Origin of the sequence: Flavivirga aquimarina (assembly GCF_030540835.1) — a bacterium.
Taxonomy (GTDB): Bacteria; Bacteroidota; Bacteroidia; order Flavobacteriales; family Flavobacteriaceae; genus Flavivirga; species Flavivirga aquimarina.
Genome location: NZ_JAUOEK010000128.1, coordinates 25755 through 44846 on the forward strand (window position 1 = coordinate 25755; position 19092 = coordinate 44846).

Annotated in this window: 14 protein-coding genes; 3 read left to right on the top strand and 11 right to left on the bottom strand. The window is 32.8% G+C overall.

What is annotated here, in order from left to right:
• Window positions 1–116: 116 nt before the first annotated feature.
• From pgi to uvrC, 8 genes are all read right to left on the bottom strand, one after another.
• Window positions 117–1736: a glucose-6-phosphate isomerase gene (pgi, locus tag Q4Q35_RS12710; RefSeq protein ID WP_303278362.1), complete on the bottom strand. Its 1620-nt coding sequence runs from the start codon at window positions 1734–1736 to the stop codon at window positions 117–119.
• Window positions 1736–3064 carry a M23 family metallopeptidase gene (locus Q4Q35_RS12715; RefSeq protein ID WP_437439745.1) on the bottom strand — a complete coding sequence of 443 codons (1329 nt, stop codon included), beginning with the start codon at window positions 3062–3064 and terminating at the stop codon, window positions 1736–1738. The genes pgi and Q4Q35_RS12715 overlap by 1 nt, the downstream gene beginning before the upstream one ends.
• The gene (locus tag Q4Q35_RS12720; protein WP_303278364.1) at window positions 3022–3939 is read right to left on the bottom strand and encodes a tryptophan 2,3-dioxygenase family protein; all 918 of its coding nucleotides are present in this window, start codon (window positions 3937–3939) and stop codon (window positions 3022–3024) included. Before Q4Q35_RS12720 ends, Q4Q35_RS12715 begins: the two co-directional genes overlap by 43 nt.
• Window positions 3940–3949: 10 nt before the next feature.
• Entirely contained in the window at window positions 3950–4729 is a 780-nt protein-coding gene (locus Q4Q35_RS12725; RefSeq protein WP_303278365.1) for a DUF3108 domain-containing protein, read from the bottom strand.
• A 208-nt stretch (window positions 4730–4937) separates the two neighbouring features.
• A complete protein-coding gene (gene hppD, locus Q4Q35_RS12730; protein WP_303278366.1) occupies window positions 4938–6098 on the bottom strand; it encodes a 4-hydroxyphenylpyruvate dioxygenase in 1161 nt (386 codons plus the stop codon).
• Between the two features lie 97 nt (window positions 6099–6195).
• Window positions 6196–7350, bottom strand: coding sequence for a homogentisate 1,2-dioxygenase (locus tag Q4Q35_RS12735; RefSeq protein WP_303278367.1), 1155 nt, complete (start codon window positions 7348–7350; stop codon window positions 6196–6198).
• Window positions 7351–7628: 278 nt separating this feature from the next.
• Window positions 7629–9863: a patatin-like phospholipase family protein gene (locus tag Q4Q35_RS12740; RefSeq protein WP_303278368.1), complete on the bottom strand. Its 2235-nt coding sequence runs from the start codon at window positions 9861–9863 to the stop codon at window positions 7629–7631.
• On the bottom strand, window positions 9860–11653 hold the full coding sequence (uvrC, locus tag Q4Q35_RS12745) for an excinuclease ABC subunit UvrC (protein ID WP_303278369.1): 1794 nt from the start codon (window positions 11651–11653) through the stop codon (window positions 9860–9862). The genes Q4Q35_RS12740 and uvrC overlap by 4 nt, the downstream gene beginning before the upstream one ends.
• 86 nt (window positions 11654–11739) lie before the next feature.
• On the opposite strand from uvrC, the gene rimK reads away from it, so the two are divergent.
• The 3 genes from rimK to Q4Q35_RS12760 are packed head-to-tail and all read left to right on the top strand — an operon-like array spanning window position 11740 to window position 14168.
• The gene (gene rimK, locus Q4Q35_RS12750) at window positions 11740–12618 is read left to right on the top strand and encodes a 30S ribosomal protein S6--L-glutamate ligase (RefSeq protein WP_303278370.1); all 879 of its coding nucleotides are present in this window, start codon (window positions 11740–11742) and stop codon (window positions 12616–12618) included.
• 9 nt (window positions 12619–12627) lie between these two features.
• The gene (locus Q4Q35_RS12755) at window positions 12628–13602 is read left to right on the top strand and encodes a succinylglutamate desuccinylase/aspartoacylase family protein (protein WP_303278371.1); all 975 of its coding nucleotides are present in this window, start codon (window positions 12628–12630) and stop codon (window positions 13600–13602) included.
• 2 nt (window positions 13603–13604) lie between these two features.
• On the top strand, window positions 13605–14168 hold the full coding sequence (locus Q4Q35_RS12760; protein ID WP_303278372.1) for a 5-formyltetrahydrofolate cyclo-ligase: 564 nt from the start codon (window positions 13605–13607) through the stop codon (window positions 14166–14168).
• 87 nt (window positions 14169–14255) lie between these two features.
• Here the strand turns inward: Q4Q35_RS12760 and Q4Q35_RS12765 are convergent, their stop codons facing one another.
• From Q4Q35_RS12765 to ileS, 3 genes are all read right to left on the bottom strand, one after another.
• Entirely contained in the window at window positions 14256–14894 is a 639-nt protein-coding gene (locus Q4Q35_RS12765; protein ID WP_303278373.1) for a lipoprotein signal peptidase, read from the bottom strand.
• A gap of 64 nt (window positions 14895–14958) precedes the next feature.
• Entirely contained in the window at window positions 14959–15339 is a 381-nt protein-coding gene (locus Q4Q35_RS12770; RefSeq protein WP_303278374.1) for a TraR/DksA family transcriptional regulator, read from the bottom strand.
• Between the two features lie 5 nt (window positions 15340–15344).
• Window positions 15345–18770 carry an isoleucine--tRNA ligase gene (gene ileS / locus Q4Q35_RS12775; RefSeq protein WP_303278375.1) on the bottom strand — a complete coding sequence of 1142 codons (3426 nt, stop codon included), beginning with the start codon at window positions 18768–18770 and terminating at the stop codon, window positions 15345–15347.
• Between the last annotated feature and the right edge of the window lie 322 nt (window positions 18771–19092).

A 19092-nucleotide genomic window follows, 5' to 3' on the forward strand; every position in this document is an offset into this window, starting at 1 on the left:
TAAGACATAATAGCCATACCAAATGTTAATTTTATTAACATTTAAGCAAAACAAAAGGCACCAATATTAATATATCGGTGCCTTTTCAGTCTTTATGTTAAGAATTTTATATCCTTTTACATCAAACTCTTATAATAATTTAACAAATTACTAGTGGAAGAATCATGCTCATTATTGTCTGTACTATTAAATTCTTGCAAAATTTTACTTGCTAATTGCTTGCCCAATTCTACTCCAAATTGATCATAACTAAAAATGTTCCAAATGATACCTTGTACAAATATTTTATGCTCATACATGGCAATAAGTTTTCCTAAACTTTCTGGAGTTAATTTATTTACAAAAATAGTATTGGTTGGTTTATTTCCTTTAAAAACTTTAAAAGGAATTATATCTGGTCGAGCCCCTTCAGCAATTACTTCTTTCTCTGTTTTACCATTTAAAAGCGCTTCTGTTTGTGCTAAAAAGTTAGAAATAAGTTTATCTTGGTGATCTTGGTTACCATGTAAAGACTTCGTAAAACCAATAAAATCTGCTGGAATTAATTTAGTTCCTTGGTGTATTAATTGAAAAAATGCATGTTGTGAATTCGTTCCTGGCTCTCCCCAAATTAAAGTACCTGTTTCATAATCAATAAGGTTTCCATTCCTGTCTACGCTTTTACCATTACTCTCCATGATGCCTTGTTGCAAATAGGTAGCAAATTGATTTAAGTATTGAGAATATGGTATAACCGCTTCGCTTTCTGCTTTAAAAAAATTATTATACCAAACACTTATTAAAGCTAATACAACAGGAATATTGGTTTTAAAATCTTCATTTTTAAAATGGTTATCCATTTTATTAGCTCCAACAAGCAAGCTTTCAAAATTAGTATATCCAACAGCTAAACTTATGGTTAAACCAACGGCACTCCATAATGAAAAACGACCGCCAACCCAATCCCACATAGGAAAAATATTGTTTTCGTCTATGCCAAATGATTTCACACTTTGAATATTAGTAGAGACTGCCACAAAATGTTTTGCTATAGCATCTTCACCTGCCGATTTTAAAAACCAAGCTTTAATGGTATTAGCATTAGACAGTGTTTCTTGTGTGGTAAATGTTTTCGAAACGACTACAAAAAGTGTGGTTTCTGGATTTAGTTTTTTTATAACTTCATTAACATGGTCTCCATCTACATTGCTTACAAAATGGGTGGTTAAATGGTTTTTATAATACTGCAAAGAGTCTACCACCATAGCAGGCCCTAAATCCGATCCTCCAATGCCTATATTTACTACATCTGTAAAAGCCTTTCCTGTAAAACCTTTTATATCACCATTTACAACATCATTTGTAAATTGTTTTATCTTTTGTTTTACTTCATATACTTCTGGTATCACGTTAACACCATCTACATAACATTCTGAAGTCTCAGGAGCGCGTAATGCGGTATGCAAAACGGCTCTCCCTTCTGTTTGATTGATTAGGTCTCCAGAAAACTGGCTTTTAATGGCGTCTTTTAATTTAACCTCATCGGCTAATTCCAGTAAATAATTAAAAGTTTCTTCTGTTATTCTATTCTTTGAAAAGTCTACATAAAAATCATCCCATTTAATGGTAAACTTATTTGCTCGTTCTTTGTCTTGAGCAAATAAATCTTTCATATGAACATCTTTTACAGTTTTAAAATGTTCTTGTAATCGTTTCCATGAATCTGTAGCTGTGGGGTCTATACTTGGTAATGTCATTAATTTTTAAATGAGATTAGATTGTCTTTATTTTCTAATGTTTCTTCCAAAATAGTTTCTCTAAAAGGAATGCTATCTAATTGTACTTTTATAGGTGCTATAAAGTCTAAATATCTAACTTTTAAGGAATCTGATATGGGTTTGGCTTCTGGTAATTTTTGTTTAAATGGGTCTACTTGCCTTCCGTTTTTCCAAAAACGATAGCAAACATGAGGCCCTCCTGTATTTCCTGTCATACCAACCCAACCAATAATATCACCTTGTTTAACAAACTGACCAACTTTTACTTTTCGGCTTTTCATATGCAGATACTGTGTCTCATAGGTTGCATTATGTCGAATCTTGACGTAATTTCCATTACCACCTCGTCTCCTAGATTCAGTAACTGTCCCATCGGCAGTAGCCATAATTGGAGTGCCAATAGCTGCGGCAAAGTCGGTACCTTTATGTGGACGTACTTTATATCCATAAACCGCAATTCTTCTTTTTAAATTATACCTGGAAGAAATGCGCTTAAATTTTACCGGGGCTTTTAAAAAAGCACGTCTTAGATTTTTTGCTTCTTCATTAAAATAGTCAATAATACCTTTTACTGAATCTGTTTCAAACTCAAAAGCATAGAAAGGTTCTTTATTATGCTCAAAGTATGCTGCTTTTATATTGTGTACACCAGTATAAATAGTATCGTCAATATATTTATCTGTATAAACAACCTTGAATCTATCTCCTTTTTGAAGGCGTCTAAAATCTATAGTCCACGCATAAATTTCGTCTGCCATTTTATATGCTAAACGTGGGCTTAATCCTTGTTCTTCAAGCGTAAGCGAAATATTCTCTTCTATAACACCCGTGGCTACTTTTTCAACATATTTAATAGGCTTTCTACTTTTATAAGCGTGAATAGAATCTTGAAAATTAATAACTACATAATCTTCCAAATTTGGCTGATAGATAAAGCATTTTGCCGTTTCTAAAGAATCCTTAATACACAAAAGTGTATAAGGTTTACCTACTTGCAATCCTCTTCTAATATCAAAAGTATCTTTTGCTTTTTCTGCAATATTGAAAATTTTAGGATACCCCACATTATTACGTTCCAGGATTATACCAAATGTATCACCTCTTCTTATGGTATCTCGCTTAACAACATAATCATTAAGGTTAAAACCAAATTCATAAATATCTTCTGGAATTTCTTCTACTACTGCTAATTCCAATTCCTCCTCTAAAACAGGTTTAGGATCTTCTTTACAAGCAATACATAATATTGCTAATATTAGTGTTATTAAATATTTGTTCCCCAATTTTGTATTTCTTTTTCTGACCATAACTCTGGAAAGAATATTCTTTTTTGATATTTTGGATGCATGTATTTTACCCATTCACTTCCTCCTGTGGCTTCTGCTGTTTTGCCTCCTATATTTAAATAATGATTTGCCGTATTATAATGCGCCATTACCCATTTTATATTTACTGTGTAATCATAGTGACGCATGGCTTTTATTAATTCTTTATCTTCTCTTGATTCTTTAGGAAGCGTCTTAAACTTTGTCCAAAGATTATTGGTATAGTAAAACTTTGTAAATCTAATAAATTCATCTTTATATTTTTCCTCAAACACCGTTAAAAGATAACTTTTTTTGCCTGTTTTATAATCTTTTCCGGCTGCTTGCCAATATAAATGCTCGAAAGCATTTTCGTAAGACGAATTTCTATCTATAGTGTCTCTAAACCTTTTATCGATAAGGTTTATAAGTTCTGTCGATGCAAATTCAATTTTTCTGTATTGCGCACTTTGAAAACCACTGGCTGGTGTTAACGTGGTTCTAAATTTATTATATTGATCGACATCCATACCATCTTTCATGATACTAAAAGAAGAGGTAAGCATATCGAAATACCGACTAATACGCATTAATTTTGAAGTAAACACGTCTGTACTAACCTTACTTTCTTTAGCTATTTGGTCTATTTCACCAAGTATCATTTTAAATAAGAGCTCATTGATTTGGTGATACATGATAAACACCATTTCATCTGGAAAAACAGTACGTTGTATTTGAAGATTTAATAACGCATCTGTTTGGATGTAATCCCAATAATTAATAGGCTTACCATGTAGTAAACCTTCTAAATGGGTCTCATAATCCTGATCTATAGCTTCGTATTTCTCTTTAAGTTGATTGGTTATTTCCGAATTCAAAATATCTTAATTATCTAACAACTATTCTAAAAGGGTGTTTTAGCCCTTTAAAAGACTCGAGATCAGCCCTAAGAGAGCCAACTGCTAAATCTGCTTTAATTCGCAAAGGTAATTTATTTTTGTCTTTCGACACCCATAGTGTTAAACTTTCTTCCTCTTTAAAAACACGGCCAGCCATAACATATGGTCTGAATTTTAAAGATTCTATTTCTCCAAACTCTGTATCAATAATTTCTTCTCCAAGGTATTGTAGTTTGAAACCATAATTTTCTTCATCAAAAAACATATCTATTCTCACTTCATCACCTATTCTTAATTTATCTGTATCCAGATTATTACGTAAATAATAAAATGTAGATACCATATCCTGAATATTGGGCTTCGTATCTATTACTGTCTTCTTTTTATGCTTTTTATTGTTTACGTATGCTTTATTATTTTCTTGATCAAAATCTATTTCAATATCTTTAGTATGGCCGCCTTCATCTATATTTCTAACAAACTTATATGGCATAATAGTTTTTTTATCGAAATAGCTTTCATACCTGTCCTCTACTTTAAAAAACCATTTTATCATACCTGTGGTCCAACCTTTACCTACTACATGATATACATTTTTATTTTTTAATTTAGAGTCTTTAACAGTAAGTGTTGCACTCCCTGCTTTTAAAAAACCGCTATAGCTCATTTTAAATTTGAACCATTCACCATTACCAAACGCCGATTCTTGTTGAGAAAAAGACATTTGCATAGCTAATATTGCAATTATTATAAGTAGTATTTTTTTCATTTTTATATGGGTCATTAATAATGTAACTTCTTAATACATATTTTATTATTCTATTCTAGAAATTACAATTACTATTCCAAAAATAAAAAATTTCTTCAGACTCGCTGTTATTAATAAGAAGAGCTTAACAATAATTTGTTACTAACATTCAAGAAATAAAAAAACTCCAACAAATAAGTGATGGAGTTTTTATTCAAATTTTTATACATTATAATGTTCCTCTATTGGCTTGTTCTCTTTCAATAGACTCGAAAAGCGCTTTAAAATTTCCTGCTCCAAAACCACGGGCTCCCATACGCTGAATGATTTCGAAAAATAAGGTTGGCCTATCTTCAACCGGTTTTGTGAAAATTTGCAGTAAATAGCCTTCTTCATCTGCATCAATCATGATCCCTAAGTTTTTCAATGTTTCAATATCTTCTCTTAATTCATGACTATGTTCTTCTAACCTCCCCGGTACGGCTCTATAATATTCTTCTGGTGGCGTGGATAAAAACTCAATACCTCTAGCCCTTAAACTAGAGACTGTAGAAATAATATTATCGGTAGCAACGGCTATGTGTTGAACTCCTGGTCCTTCATAAAAATCTAAATATTCTTCTATTTGCGATTTTTTCTTTCCTTCTGCCGGTTCATTTATTGGGAATTTTATGCGTCCATTCCCATTGCTCATTACTTTACTCATTAAAGCTGAGTATTCTGTATGGATTTGCTTATCGTCAAAAGACAAGAAGTTTTCAAACCCCATAATATCCTCATACCACTTTACCCAAGTATTCATCTCTCCCCAACCTACATTACCTACCATGTGGTCTATATATTTAAGCCCAACTGGTTCTGGATTATAATCTGATTTCCATTCATGAAAACCTGGTAAAAATGTACCATAATAATTTTTGCGTTCAACAAAAATATGTACTGTTTCACCGTAAGTATAAATCCCTGCTCTAACTACTTCTCCATGTTCGTCTTTCTCTACAACTGGTTCCATGTACGATTTTGCACCTCTACTTGTTGTTTCTTGGTATGCTTTTCTAGCATCTTCTACCCAAAGTGCTATTACTTTTACACCATCGCCATGTTTTACAATATGATCGTTTATTGGTGATTTACTGTTTAGTGGTGTGGTTAAAACCAAACGTATTTTATCTTGTTTTAGCACATAACTTACAGAGTCTTTAGATCCCGTTTCTAAACCTTTATAGGCATAAGATTGAAATCCAAATGCTGTTTTGTAAAAATGAGCAGATTGTTTTGCGTTACCTACATAGAATTCTACATAGTCTGTTCCTAAAAGAGGTAAAAAATCTTGAGCCCCTTCAAATATTTTTTCTAAACCGTAGTTTACTGATTTTATGTCTTTACTCATTGTTTATTTTTTGTCATTCCCGCGAAGGCGGGAATCTTATTGTTTGAAATTGAATTTTGGTAAAATGGGTTCCCGCCTTCGCGGGAATGACAAATTATTATAACCAAGATTTATGATAATCTTCGTCTGCTATTTTCATAGCTTCTTCGGTAACCATTAAAGGTTTAAACGTATCTACCATAACGGCAAGTTCATCGGTTTTTAATTCACCTATACTTCTTTCGGCAGCTCCTGGGTGTGGACCATGCGGAATTCCCGCAGGATGCAGCGAAATATGTCCTGCATCTACATCATTTCTGCTCATAAAATCACCATCTACATAATACAACACCTCATCACTATCTATATTACTGTGATTATAGGGCGCCGGAATAGACTCTGGGTGGTAGTCGTACAAGCGCGGTACAAAACTGCACACTACAAAAGCATCTGTCTCGAAAGTTTGATGTACTGGTGGTGGTTGATGAATACGTCCCGTTATAGGCTCAAAGTCATGAATTGAAAAGGCGTATGGATAATTATACCCATCGTATCCAATCACATCAAAGGGGTGTGATGCGTAAACCATTTCTATAATATCCCCTTGTTTTTTTACTTTTATTAAAAAATCTCCAGATTCGTTATAGGTTTCTAACTCTTCGGGTCTGCGAATATCTCTTTCACAAAATGGTGAGTGTTCTAACAATTGTCCGAACCAATTTCTATAACGTTTTGGCGTATATATAGGCCTGTGAGACTCTACTATAAACAACCTGTTATCTTCTGTATCGAAATCTATTTTATAGATGATACCTCTTGGCACTAATAAATAATCTCCGTATTTAAAATCGAGATTACCAAAGATGGTTCTTAATTTCCCGGTTCCTTTATGGATAAAAATTAGCTCGTCTGCATCTGTGTTTTTATAAAAATAATCACTTGTAGATTGCTTTGGCGCTGCCAATACTATAGCACAATCGCTGTTTACAAGTACTGTTTTTCTACTTTCTAAAAAATCTTGTTCAGGTTTTATTTTAAAACCTTTTAAACGATACGATTTGATATTATTTTTTAAAGCAATTTTTGGTGATACACTATATTGTTTTTTAATTTCTTTTACTTGCGTGGGGCGTTGTTCATGATAACTATTTGTGGACATCCCATCAAAGCCAATCGTTCCAAACAACTGTTCGTAATACAGACTCCCGTCCGGTTTTTTAAATTGAATATGACGCTTATGCGGAATACTCCCTAACTTATGATAAAAAGGCATTGTTTCTAATATTAAAGATTAAAAAAATATAAAAGTTATAGGCGTAAAGCCTTAAACCTTAAAATGGTCTATTTTAAAGATACAATAAACCTGCCTACTCAGGATTTCTCTTGATTAGATAGTGTAAGAATTCTAAAAGTCCTTGCCAAAAAGCTTGCATAACTATACAAATATCGTGATTTTTTTGGAGTTTTAATTGTATATCTCGTTGTTTTTAAAAGATTTCCACCTTACTGAAACAAGTTGAACACATGTCGTGAGAATGACAAAAGTATTTGTTAGAACCAAAAACCTATATTGAAAAACCAGACACTTTTTTTCTGTTCGGGAGAATAACTGAATTTTCCTTGTATAGGACCAACAAAAGTGTCTATGGCATAGCCTAATGCATAGCCATTATAATCTGAAAAACTAAACCACTCACCAGTTTCAAATATATCGTCATCTACATTTGCCCAGTTTCCTTCTAAGGTAATATGGTGATGCTTAAATATATTATAATCAACACTGGCTGATGCTTTTATATAACTATTCCCTGTAAACGAAAGAAAATCATATCCTAAAAACGGTACAGAATTATTTATAAGATTATTACCATACCCCCCAAATGTAAAGTCTAATGATTGAGTAGATTTATCTCCTAATTTAAAGCCTGTACTTGTTTGTAAATTGAACGCTAATTTATCTGAAAAACTAAAGGCATAACCAATATCTGCCTTGGCTATCGAAAATCTATCAAAATTCTCATTGAACCTCGACGCATAAAGATACAAATGCATATCTCCATTAAAATAAAAGCCTTTTGTTGGAAAGTACTTATCGTCATAAGTATCTAATTTCAAACTCCCAAAAACACTAAAATAATCAGTGTTTTCAAATATAAAACCTTCATCAGAATCAATAGATAAAATTGTTTCTGATTTAATTTCCCAACGTTTATGTTCTGCTCCTAAACTTAGAGCAAAATCTTTTCGAAATAGTGTTTGCAAATAAAACTGATTGGTTTGATCTTGTAATTCTACATCTATTTTGTTTAGCCCTATTACTGTAGCGTCATCATCATCTAATAATAATTTCGCGTTTATATTTTTATTGAATTGCTGATATCTGGATTTTAACCCAATACTCCAGTAAAAGCCTTTATCGATAAAATACTCAAAGTTATACCTAACATTATCGCCTAAAATAATGTCCAATGATGCTACATCATTGTTAAATAAAAAATGATTTTTAGTAACATTAACTAATAGAGCACTTTTGTACAAATCATCGTAATGTATTCCTGCTTTTAAAAAAAGCGTGTTTTCAGTTTCTGTTAATGTTGCAAATAAATCATATCCTTCTTTTTCTTTTGTTTTTTTAAACTCATATTGGAATGCATCAAAATTATTTGTCGCAACTAAATTATTAACGCCTTCATTAAAGTCTTTATAACTTATTTTCTTATTAAGCTTTAGTTTCAACTTACCCAAAATATAAGACCTTGTGTAGCTATTTCTTCCTGAAATTGACAGTGAATTAATTATTATACTGTCTTGTGGTTGTATTTTTATTTTTGGCTTAACTTCTTCTTTTACATTTGTTTTTATTAAAGCTTGTAAGTCTTCTAATTTATTTATGGCGGCTTGCTTGCCGTTTTCAATAATTTTAACCACTTCACTAAAAGATACTACATTGAATTCTTTAACATCTGGCTTAATATAAATATCTGTTTTTGGAGCCTTTAACTTCATGGATTTAATAGTCCTAAAATTATTAATTTGAAATAAGACTTCGGGTGCAGAAGCTAATTTTTCACGATTAACTAATCCGTCTTGCACGTCTATTCCAATAATAACATCCATGCCTTTGGCTTTCAGCTCATCAATCGGGTAATTATTTACTACGCCGCCGTCTGTTAACATTTGATCATTGATGACTACTGGTTGAAATATTGAAGGTAACGCACCACTGGCTATAGCAGACTGCGCTAAATTTCCTTTTTCTAGCATAACAGCTTCTCCTGTTTCAATATCTGTAGCAATACAAAAGAACGGAATTGGCAACTCACTAAAGTTCTTTATTTCGTTAACATGAAGTGTTAGTTTTGAAAGTAAATTATAAGCATTTTGGCCTCTTGAAAGTGCTGATGGCAACTTAATTTTAAAATCATTAAAAGGAAGTTTTACAGCATATTTCTCATTATTATCACGTTCATAAAATGCTTTAGATGCCCTAGGTAAATTATCATTTATAATGTTATCAAAATTTACATTTTTAAAAATAGAATCAAGTTGATTTCCTGAATATCCTGAGGCATACAATGCGCCAACTATAGCCCCCATACTGGTTCCGGCAACATAATCAACTTTTAGACCTAAGCTATCAATAATTTTAAGAACTCCTACATGTGCCAACCCTTTTGCACCACCACCACTAAGAACTAAACCAATTTTAACGTCATCGTTTTTTGGTTCTTGTGAAGATCCCTCAAAACAAATAAAAATCAATATTAACGTTAAAACGTACTTCATTTATTATGGTAATAGTTATATACTTTTTCTGCTCTAGATTTCCCTACAGCATCTTCTAATTCGTCTAATTTAGCATTTGCTACTCGTTTAGCCGATTTAAAATACTTTAACAACTCTACAACTGTTTTATCTCCTATCCCAGAAATCGTTTCTAATTCTGTATTTAACGCACTTTTACTACGTTTATTTCTATGATGTTCTATACCAAAACGATGCGCTTCATTACGCAATTGTTGTATTATTTTTAAGGTTTCGCTTTTTTTGTCTAAATATAAGGGAATTGGGTCGTCTGGATAGAATAATTCTTCTAAACGTTTTGCAATTCCAATAATTGCGATTTTCCTTCTTAAATTTAATGCGTCCAGACTTTTTAATGCCGAAGACAATTGTCCTTTACCGCCATCAATAATTATAAGTTGTGGTAAAGGTTGCTCTTCTTCAACCAAGCGTTTATATCGCCTATACACCACTTCTTCCATAGATGCAAAATCGTCTGGTCCAACCACCGTTTTTATATTAAAATGGCGATAGTCTTTTTTACTGGGCTTTCCATTTTTAAAAACCACACATGCTGCAACCGGATTTGTACCTTGAATGTTAGAATTATCAAAGCACTCTATGTGTCTTGGTTCTGTGGAAAGCCTTAAATCTGCTTTCATCTGGGCCATAATCCTATTGGCATGCCTATCCGGATCTACAATTTTATCTTGCTTGAAACGCTCCATTCTATAATATTTGGCGTTTCGAAGTGATAAATCTAAAATGTGTTTTTTATCTCCCAATTTTGGCACGGTTACTTTTATCTCTTTACCTAAATCGACTTTAAAAGGCACATAAACTTCTTTTGAATTAGAATTGAAACGCTGTCTGATTTCAATAATCGCCAATTTTAAAAGTTGCAAATCTGTTTCGTCTAACTTCTTTTTTATCTCTAAGGTATGCGATCTAATTATTGATCCGTATGAAAGCTGTAAAAAATTAACATAGCCATAACTTTCGTCACTCATTATAGAAAACACATCAACATTGCTAATCTTTGGATTTACAATAGTAGATCTTGCTTGATAATTTTCTAATATTTCTATTTTTTCTTTTATTTTCTGGGCTTCTTCAAATTGCATGGCTTCAGCAAATTGTTTCATTTGCTTTTTAAACTGCGACAACGAATCTTTAAAGTTTCCTTTTAAAATTTCTTTGATAGCTTTTATATTGTCATGATATTCTTGCTCGGTTTCTAAGCCTTCGCAAGCACCTTTGCAATTTTTTAAATGATATTCTAAGCATACTTTATACTTACCTGCATCTATTTTTTCTTGAGATAAATGGTAATTGCATGTTCTTAAATGGTACAAGCCTTTTATTAAATCCAACAAGGTTGAAACCGTTTTCATACTGGTATAAGGTCCAAAATACTCGCTTCCGTCTTTAAAGATTCTACGTGTTGAAAATACTCTTGGAAAACGTTCTTTTTTTATACAAATCCAAGGATAAGATTTATCGTCTTTCAACATCACATTGTACCGGGGCATATGTTTTTTAATAAGATTGTTTTCTAACAACAATGCATCCGTTTCTGTTTCTACTACAATATGTTTTATCCTTGCAATTTTTTTTACAAGTACTCTGGTTTTACCATTATCATGGGTTTTTGTAAAATAAGAGCTAACTCTTTTCTTTAAGTTCTTTGCTTTACCTACGTATAAAATGGTGTCATTTGTATCAAAATATTGGTACACACCTGGTGCATTTGGCAGGGTTTTTAGCTGTATTTCTAATGCAGGCACATCCATGAACTCAAAGGTATATTAAATTCTAGATAATGTAAACATTCATTTACCTTTTTTAGTATATTGCAATACTAGGTAAAGTATATTTAATGAATATCGTTGTTTTATCGCGAAACCCTAATTTGTTTTCGACAAATCGCCTTGTTGTCGAAGGTAAGAAACGAGGACATATTATAGAGGTTATAGACCCCTTAAAATGTGATCTTATTATCGAAAAAGAGAAACCTACTATTTATTACAAAGACCGTTATTTAGATTACGTGGATGCTATTATTCCTCGAATTGGAGCTTCTGCAACCTTTTTTGGTTGCGCTGTTGTTAGACAATTTGAAATGATGAATGTCTTTACTTCGGTTACATCTGATGCCATTATACGATCGAGAGATAAGTTACGAAGTTTTCAAAGGCTTTCTAAAGCCGGAATTGGTATGCCAAAAACAGTATTTACCAATTACTCTAGAGATGTTGAGAAAGTAATTGCCCACGTAGGAGGAACTCCTGTTATTATTAAGCTTCTTGAAGGAACTCAAGGGTTGGGAGTGGTATTAGCTGAAACTAAAAATGCTGCTGAATCTGTTTTAGAGGCTTTTAACGGATTGCAAGCAAGGGCTCTGGTTCAAGAATATATCTCGGAAGCAAAAGGTGCCGATATACGGGCTTTAGTGGTAGATGGACAAGTAGTAGGCGCGATAAAAAGACAAGGTAAAGAAGGAGAATTTCGTTCCAACTTGCATAGAGGCGGCACGGCAGAGGTTATAAAACTTAATGAAGCCGAGTTAAAAGTTGCTATGAAAGCATCGCGAGCCTTAAAGCTTCCTATTTGTGGTGTCGATATGCTGCAATCTACAAGAGGGCCTTTACTTTTAGAAGTAAACTCAACTCCGGGCCTAGAAGGTATTGAAACTGCCACTGGTAAAAACATTGCTAAAAGTATTATTACTTACGTAGAAAGAAATAGACACAAGTAAACAAAATTAATGGCTCATACTAAAAACGACATATTGACCATTCTTGGTACACCTATTAAACCAGGCGAAAGTAAAGAGGTTAATTTCGATGTCGCTAATTTACATACATCTACTCCTATAAATGTTCCGGTGATTATTGAGCGTTCTAAAAAACCCGGGGCAACAGTATTATTTACTGCTGGTATTCATGGAGACGAAGTTAACGGTGTAGAAATTGTTAGGCAAATTATTGCAAAAGGTATTAATAAACCAAAACGTGGAACTACTATTTGTTTTCCAGTTATTAATGTTTTTGGCTTTATAAATTTAAAGCGTGAATTTCCTGACGGACGGGATCTAAATCGTGTGTTTCCCGGAAGTTCGAGTGGTTCTTTAGCAAGTAGAGTTGCACATAAGCTTATACACGAAATCGTTCCGCATGCAGATTATATTCTGGATTTTCATACGGGAGGGTCTGGTAGGTTTAACGCCCCGCAAATTCGGGTTGTTAAAGATGATGAGCAGCTTAATGAAATTGCTGAAATCTTTGGAGCTCCATTTGTATTGTACTCTAAAAACTTAAATAAATCTTTTAGGCATACTTGTGCCAAATTAGGAAAACCTCTGCTTCTTTTTGAAGGTGGAAAGTCCTTCCATATTGATGATGTCGTAACAAACTCTGGAGTAAATGGAGCTAAACGGGTTTTAAATCATTTAAACATGTTAAACTCCAAATTTAAAGTATCAACACCTAAAAAAGACTGTATTTTTATAAGTGAAAGCAAATGGAAACGTGCCAAATATTCGGGGATGTTCAAGGCATCTGCTAAAATTAGTTCTAAAGTACAAAAGGGGGATGTGCTTGGTAACATTACAGACCCATATGGTAAGTTTAATTACTTTGTAAAAGCAGACAATTCGGGGTACATTATAAATGTAAATGAAGCTCCTATTGTTTATCAAGGGGATGCCCTGTTTCATATCTCGACAGCTCTTAGGGAATAATTATGACTAAAAAAGAATTACGCCTTAAGTATAAAACACTTCGAAAACATTTATCTCCAGAACAAATAGATGAGCTAAGTATTTCAATCGCTAATCTGGTTTTAAAACTTCCTATTTGGGAATATACATTTTATCATTTGTTTCTTTCTATCGAGGAACAGAAAGAAGTTAATACAGATTATATTCTCAATATTTTATCTGGAAAGGATAAAAACATTGTTATTTCTAAAAGTGATTTTAAAACAGGGCTTATGACTCATTTTCTTTTAACTGATAACACAAAGATTAGAAAAAACACTTATAATATTCCTGAACCTGTTGGTGGTATTCCTATTTTAAATGATAGTATTGAAATCGTTTTTATACCGCTTTTAGGGTTTGATAAAACAGGAAACCGGGTTGGTTATGGCAAAGGGTTTTACGATCGTTTTTTAGCCGATTGCAAACAGGAAACCATTAAAATTGGTTTGTCTTTTTTTGAAGCTGAAACCGAGATTACTGATGTTTTTGACAATGATGTAAAATTAGATTATTGTTTAACTCCAGAAAGAATTTATAGGTTTTAATTATTTCAATTGATTAGCTATACTAATAAATCAAGTTCAATGTTATGTAACTTCTGGTTGACGTTTTACTTGTCATTCCTCTACACCCTAACTATTCTCTTCCTTACTTTTCCTTGGAAATGCTTTCTTGTTAAAAACAATAAGCATAACAAAACCTACACTTATCGCTACATCGGCAACATTAAAAACAGGTTCGAAAAAAGTAAAGAATTCGCCTCCATAAAATGGTATCCAGTCTGGCAAATAATCATTGTACAAAGGAAGATGCAACATATCTACAACCTTACCATGAAGTAAACTATCATAACCTCCTCCTTCTGGCAAAAATGTGGCGACTTGATTGCGACTACCATCAAACAAAACGCCATAAAAAACAGAATCTATAATATTACCTAAAGCACCTGCAAAAATTAAAGCAATTGCTAATATTAATATTTTGGAATCTTTGTTTTTTGTTGCTGTATATAACCAGTAACCAATTCCAAAAATAGCAACAACCCTAAACAGTGTTAATATTACTTTTGCTGTTCTATCTGATATGAAAGAGGTAAAGTCACTAATTTTTGTCCCCCAGGCCATCCCATCATTTTCGATAAAAAATATTTTAAACCAACTAAATACTTCTATATTATCTTGAAGTTTAAAATGGGTTTTTATATATATTTTACTTATTTGATCAATAAGTAAAATGATGACGATGAGAATGATAGATTTTTTTAAGGACATTTTTTCTTTTTAAATCAAAAACGTCTCGCTTTAAATCGAGACGTTTTTAATATGTAATTTATAATTATTGCATGTTTTTTGCTTCTATACTTAAAGTAGCGTGAGGTACTAACTTTAAGCGTTCTTTATTTATTAGCTTTTTTGTTACACGGCAAATACCGTATGTTTTATTTTCTATTCTTATTAACGCATTTTTAAGATCGCGAATAAATTTCTCTTGTCTAATTGCCAATTGCGAATTAGATTCCTTACTCATTACAGCACTTCCTTCGTCAAAAGCTTTAAACGTAGGTGACGTATCTTCAGTCCCATTATTATGGTCGTTCATATAGGCACTTTTTATAAGCTCTAAATCGTGTTGCGCTTTATCTATTTTCTCTGTAATTAATTCTTTAAACTCTGCTAAATCTTTATCAGAATATCTCACGTTTGCATCTGTACTCATAATTTTCAATGTTTTTGTATAAACAATTTAGTATTTACATCATCAAAAGCAATCTCAATACCGTTGTCTAATTTATCAATAATTTCAAGTTCATTAGTTAAAGTTTCTGTTTTTATATACGACATGTTTGCATTTACAGCATGTATAACATGATCATCTTTTTGAAGTGTTACATCAATTCTATCTGTTACTTCAAAGCCTGAATCTTTACGTAAATTTTGTATACGATTAATAAGTTCTCTCGCAATACCTTCTCTTCGTAAATCATCAGATATTGTAACATCGAGAGCTACTGTTAACGATCCTTCATTTGCAACCAACCAACCTTCAATATCTTGAGATGTAATATCTACATCTTCAAGCTCTAAAGTAATATTTTTTCCATTAATTTCAACATCTAAAACACCATTTTGTTCAATTTTTTTAATATCATCAGAATTAAATGCTTTAATGGCATTGGCAATTGATTTCATTTCTTTACCAAAACGAGGCCCAAGCACTTTAAAGTTGGGCTTTATTTGTTTTACTAAAATATCTGAAGCTTCTTCTAAAAGTTCGATACTTTTAACATTAACTTCATGTTTTATTAACTCTGAAACAGCCAATATTTCTTCTTTCTGTTGATCATTATCAACTGGAATCATTATTTTTTGAAGTGGCTGACGCACTTTTATTTTCTCCTTAGCTCTTAACGATAAAACTAATGATGATATTGTTTGAGCGCTTTCCATTTTTCGTTCTAAACTTTTATCAACAAAGGCTTCATTATAAACTGGGAAGTTCGCTAAATGCACACTCTCAAATGATTCTTTTTGGGTCACTGAATTTAAATCTAAATACAATTTATCCATAAAAAATGGTGCAATTGGAGCTCCTAGTTTAGCAATTGTTATCATACACGTATAAAGCGTTTGGTATGCCGAAATTTTATCTTGTTCATAATCGCCTTTCCAAAAACGTCTTCTACTTAAACGAACAAACCAGTTACTTACATAATCTTGCGTAAAATCTGAAATAGCACGTGCTGCTTTTGTAGGCTCGTAATCGGCATAAAAAGCATCTACTTTCTTTATTAATGTATGCAATTCGGATAAAATCCAACGATCTATTTCTGGTCGTTCTTTTATAGCTATATCTGCTTCTGAGTAACTAAAGTTATCTAAATTGGTATATAGAGTAAAGAAAGAATAGGTATTATATAGCGTTCCAAAGAACTTACGTTTTACTTCTTCAACACCTTCTAAATCGAATTTTAAATTGTCCCAGGGGTTTGCATTGCTAATCATGTACCAACGTGTCGCATCGGCACCATAGTTCCCTAAGGTTTCAAAAGGATCGACGGCATTTCCTAAACGTTTCGACATTTTCTGTCCGTTTTTATCTAATACCAATCCATTAGATACTACATTTTTATAGGCTACTGAATCAAAAACCATGGTTCCAATAGCATGTAACGTATAGAACCACCCTCTTGTTTGATCGACGCCTTCGGCTATAAAATCTGCTGGAAAAGTTGTTCCTTTATCAATTAAATCGGCATTTTCAAATGGATAGTGCCATTGTGCATAAGGCATAGAACCGGAATCAAACCACACGTCTATTAAATCGCTTTCGCGGAACATTTTTTGACCTGATGGTGATACTAATACAATGTCATCTACAATGTTTTTATGTAAATCTATCTTGGCGTAGTTTTCTTCAGAGTTATTTCCAATTTCAAAATCTTCAAAAATAGCTGACTGTAAAACACCAGCTGAAACGGCTTTACTCATTTCAGATTTTAATTCTTCTACAGACCCAATGCAGATTTCTTCTTTACCATCTTCCGTTCTCCATATTGGCAATGGAATTCCCCAATAGCGTGATCGTGATAAATTCCAATCGTTAGCATTTGCTAACCAGTTTCCAAATCGTCCTTCTCCAGTACTTTTTGGTTTCCAGTTAATAGAATTGTTAAGTTCGTGCATACGATCCTTAACATCGGTCACTTTAATAAACCATGAATCTAACGGGTAGTAAAGAATCGGCTTATCTGTTCTCCAGCAATTGGGATAGCTGTGCTTATATTTTTCTACCTTAAAGGCTTTGTTTTCTTCTTTTAATTTGATAGCAATCTCTACATCTACAGAACGCTCTGGTGCTTCGCCATCATTATAGTATTCATTCTTAACATACTTACCAGCATATTCTCCCATTTCTGGTCTAAAACGTCCTTGTAAATCGACAAGCGGTACTAGGTTACCATATTCATCTTTTACAAGCATAGGAGGCACTTCTGGGGTTGCTTGTTTTGCTACCAAGGCATCGTCTGCTCCAAAAGTAGGTGCAGTATGTACAATTCCTGTTCCGTCTTCTGTTGTTACGAAATCTCCAGAAATGATTCTAAAAGCATTTTCTGGATTATCATTTGGCAATGTATAAGGTAATAATTGCTCGTAAGTAATCCCTACTAAGTCTTTACCAACAAATTCTTTTACAACGTAAAAAGGAATTTTTCCTGCCTTGCCGGCAGGCAGGTTATCTCCCGATTTATAATTTAATAACTCTGATTTATCTTCTACTTGATTGAATTTTTCAGAAAACTGATAGTTAACTAATTTCTTAGCTAAAACAACATTGATGGGTTCGAACGTATATTGATTATAGGTTTCTACTAATACATAATCAATTTTTGGTCCAACGGTTAATGCCGTATTACTTGGTAATGTCCATGGTGTGGTTGTCCAAGCCATAAAATAAATATCACCTTCGTTTTGTAAAAAGTCTGGTAACGAATCTGGATTTGCTTTAAATTGAGCAACTACTGTAGTATCGGTTACATCTTGATACGTTCCTGGTTGGTTTAATTCATGTGAGCTTAAACCTGTTCCTGCTTTTGGTGAATATGGTTGTATGGTATACCCTTTGTAAAGCAAGGTTTTATTATAAATTTGCTTTAGCAACCACCAAACACTTTCCATGTATTTAGGATCGTAGGTAATATACGGGTCATCCATGTCTACCCAATACCCCATTTTTTGCGTTAGGTCATTCCATACATCTGTATAACGCATCACAGCTTTACGACAAGCCGCATTATAATCTTCTACCGAAATAGTTTTACCTATATCTTCTTTGGTAATTCCTAATTCTTTTTCAACACCTAATTCGATAGGCAGTCCGTGTGTATCCCAACCTGCTTTACGCTTTACTTGATATCCCTTCATAGTTTTGTAACGTGGGAAAATATCTTTAATAGCACGTGCTAAAACATGGTGTACTCCGGGAAGACCATTTGCTGATGGTGGCCCTTCATAAAACACATACGGCTTACTGCCTTCTCTGGTAGAAACACTTTTTTCAAAGATGTTATTTTCTTGCCAATATCGTAGTATCTCGTTTGCTACATTTGGTAAGTCAAGTCCTTTATATTCAGGAAATTTAGTGCTCATTTACTATACATTCTTATAAGGATGCGAATTTAAAGAATTTTCAGCAAAAACAGAGAGTTAATTCAAAGAGAAATCGTCGATTTTATAAAGTATTTACCTATAATTAAAAAATCTAAAATATTAATAATGGTTACCTATAATTCTTCACACATCTTAACAAATCTTTTTTGTATTGACTTATTTTAACGTGAATCTTGCTTAAGAGTTCAGAAGTCACTTCGAGTGAAATTCTGGAAGAATTTTGTATCGAGAAGCTTTTTTAGTCGAAAATTTATTGGTTTTCGATACGATTTTTTGCAAGAATCACTCAAACTGACATAAA

What these genes read in the sequence shown, in the direction of transcription:
- Q4Q35_RS12760 (WP_303278372.1), top strand. Translation starts at nt 13,605, where the DNA reads ATGACTAAAAAAGAATTACGCCTTAAGTATAAAACACTTCGAAAACAT.
- Q4Q35_RS12725 (WP_303278365.1), bottom strand. Translation starts at nt 4,729, where the DNA reads ATGAAAAAAATACTACTTATAATAATTGCAATATTAGCTATGCAAATG.
- Q4Q35_RS12735 (WP_303278367.1), bottom strand. Translation starts at nt 7,350, where the DNA reads ATGCCTTTTTATCATAAGTTAGGGAGTATTCCGCATAAGCGTCATATT.
- Q4Q35_RS12715 (WP_437439745.1), bottom strand. Translation starts at nt 3,064, where the DNA reads ATGGTCAGAAAAAGAAATACAAAATTGGGGAACAAATATTTAATAACA.
- ileS (WP_303278375.1), bottom strand. Translation starts at nt 18,770, where the DNA reads ATGAGCACTAAATTTCCTGAATATAAAGGACTTGACTTACCAAATGTA.
- Q4Q35_RS12765 (WP_303278373.1), bottom strand. Translation starts at nt 14,894, where the DNA reads ATGTCCTTAAAAAAATCTATCATTCTCATCGTCATCATTTTACTTATT.
- pgi (WP_303278362.1), bottom strand. Translation starts at nt 1,736, where the DNA reads ATGACATTACCAAGTATAGACCCCACAGCTACAGATTCATGGAAACGA.
- uvrC (WP_303278369.1), bottom strand. Translation starts at nt 11,653, where the DNA reads ATGGATGTGCCTGCATTAGAAATACAGCTAAAAACCCTGCCAAATGCA.
- Q4Q35_RS12770 (WP_303278374.1), bottom strand. Translation starts at nt 15,339, where the DNA reads ATGAGTACAGATGCAAACGTGAGATATTCTGATAAAGATTTAGCAGAG.
- hppD (WP_303278366.1), bottom strand. Translation starts at nt 6,098, where the DNA reads ATGAGTAAAGACATAAAATCAGTAAACTACGGTTTAGAAAAAATATTT.
- Q4Q35_RS12755 (WP_303278371.1), top strand. Translation starts at nt 12,628, where the DNA reads ATGGCTCATACTAAAAACGACATATTGACCATTCTTGGTACACCTATT.
- rimK (WP_303278370.1), top strand. Translation starts at nt 11,740, where the DNA reads ATGAATATCGTTGTTTTATCGCGAAACCCTAATTTGTTTTCGACAAAT.
- Q4Q35_RS12740 (WP_303278368.1), bottom strand. Translation starts at nt 9,863, where the DNA reads ATGAAGTACGTTTTAACGTTAATATTGATTTTTATTTGTTTTGAGGGA.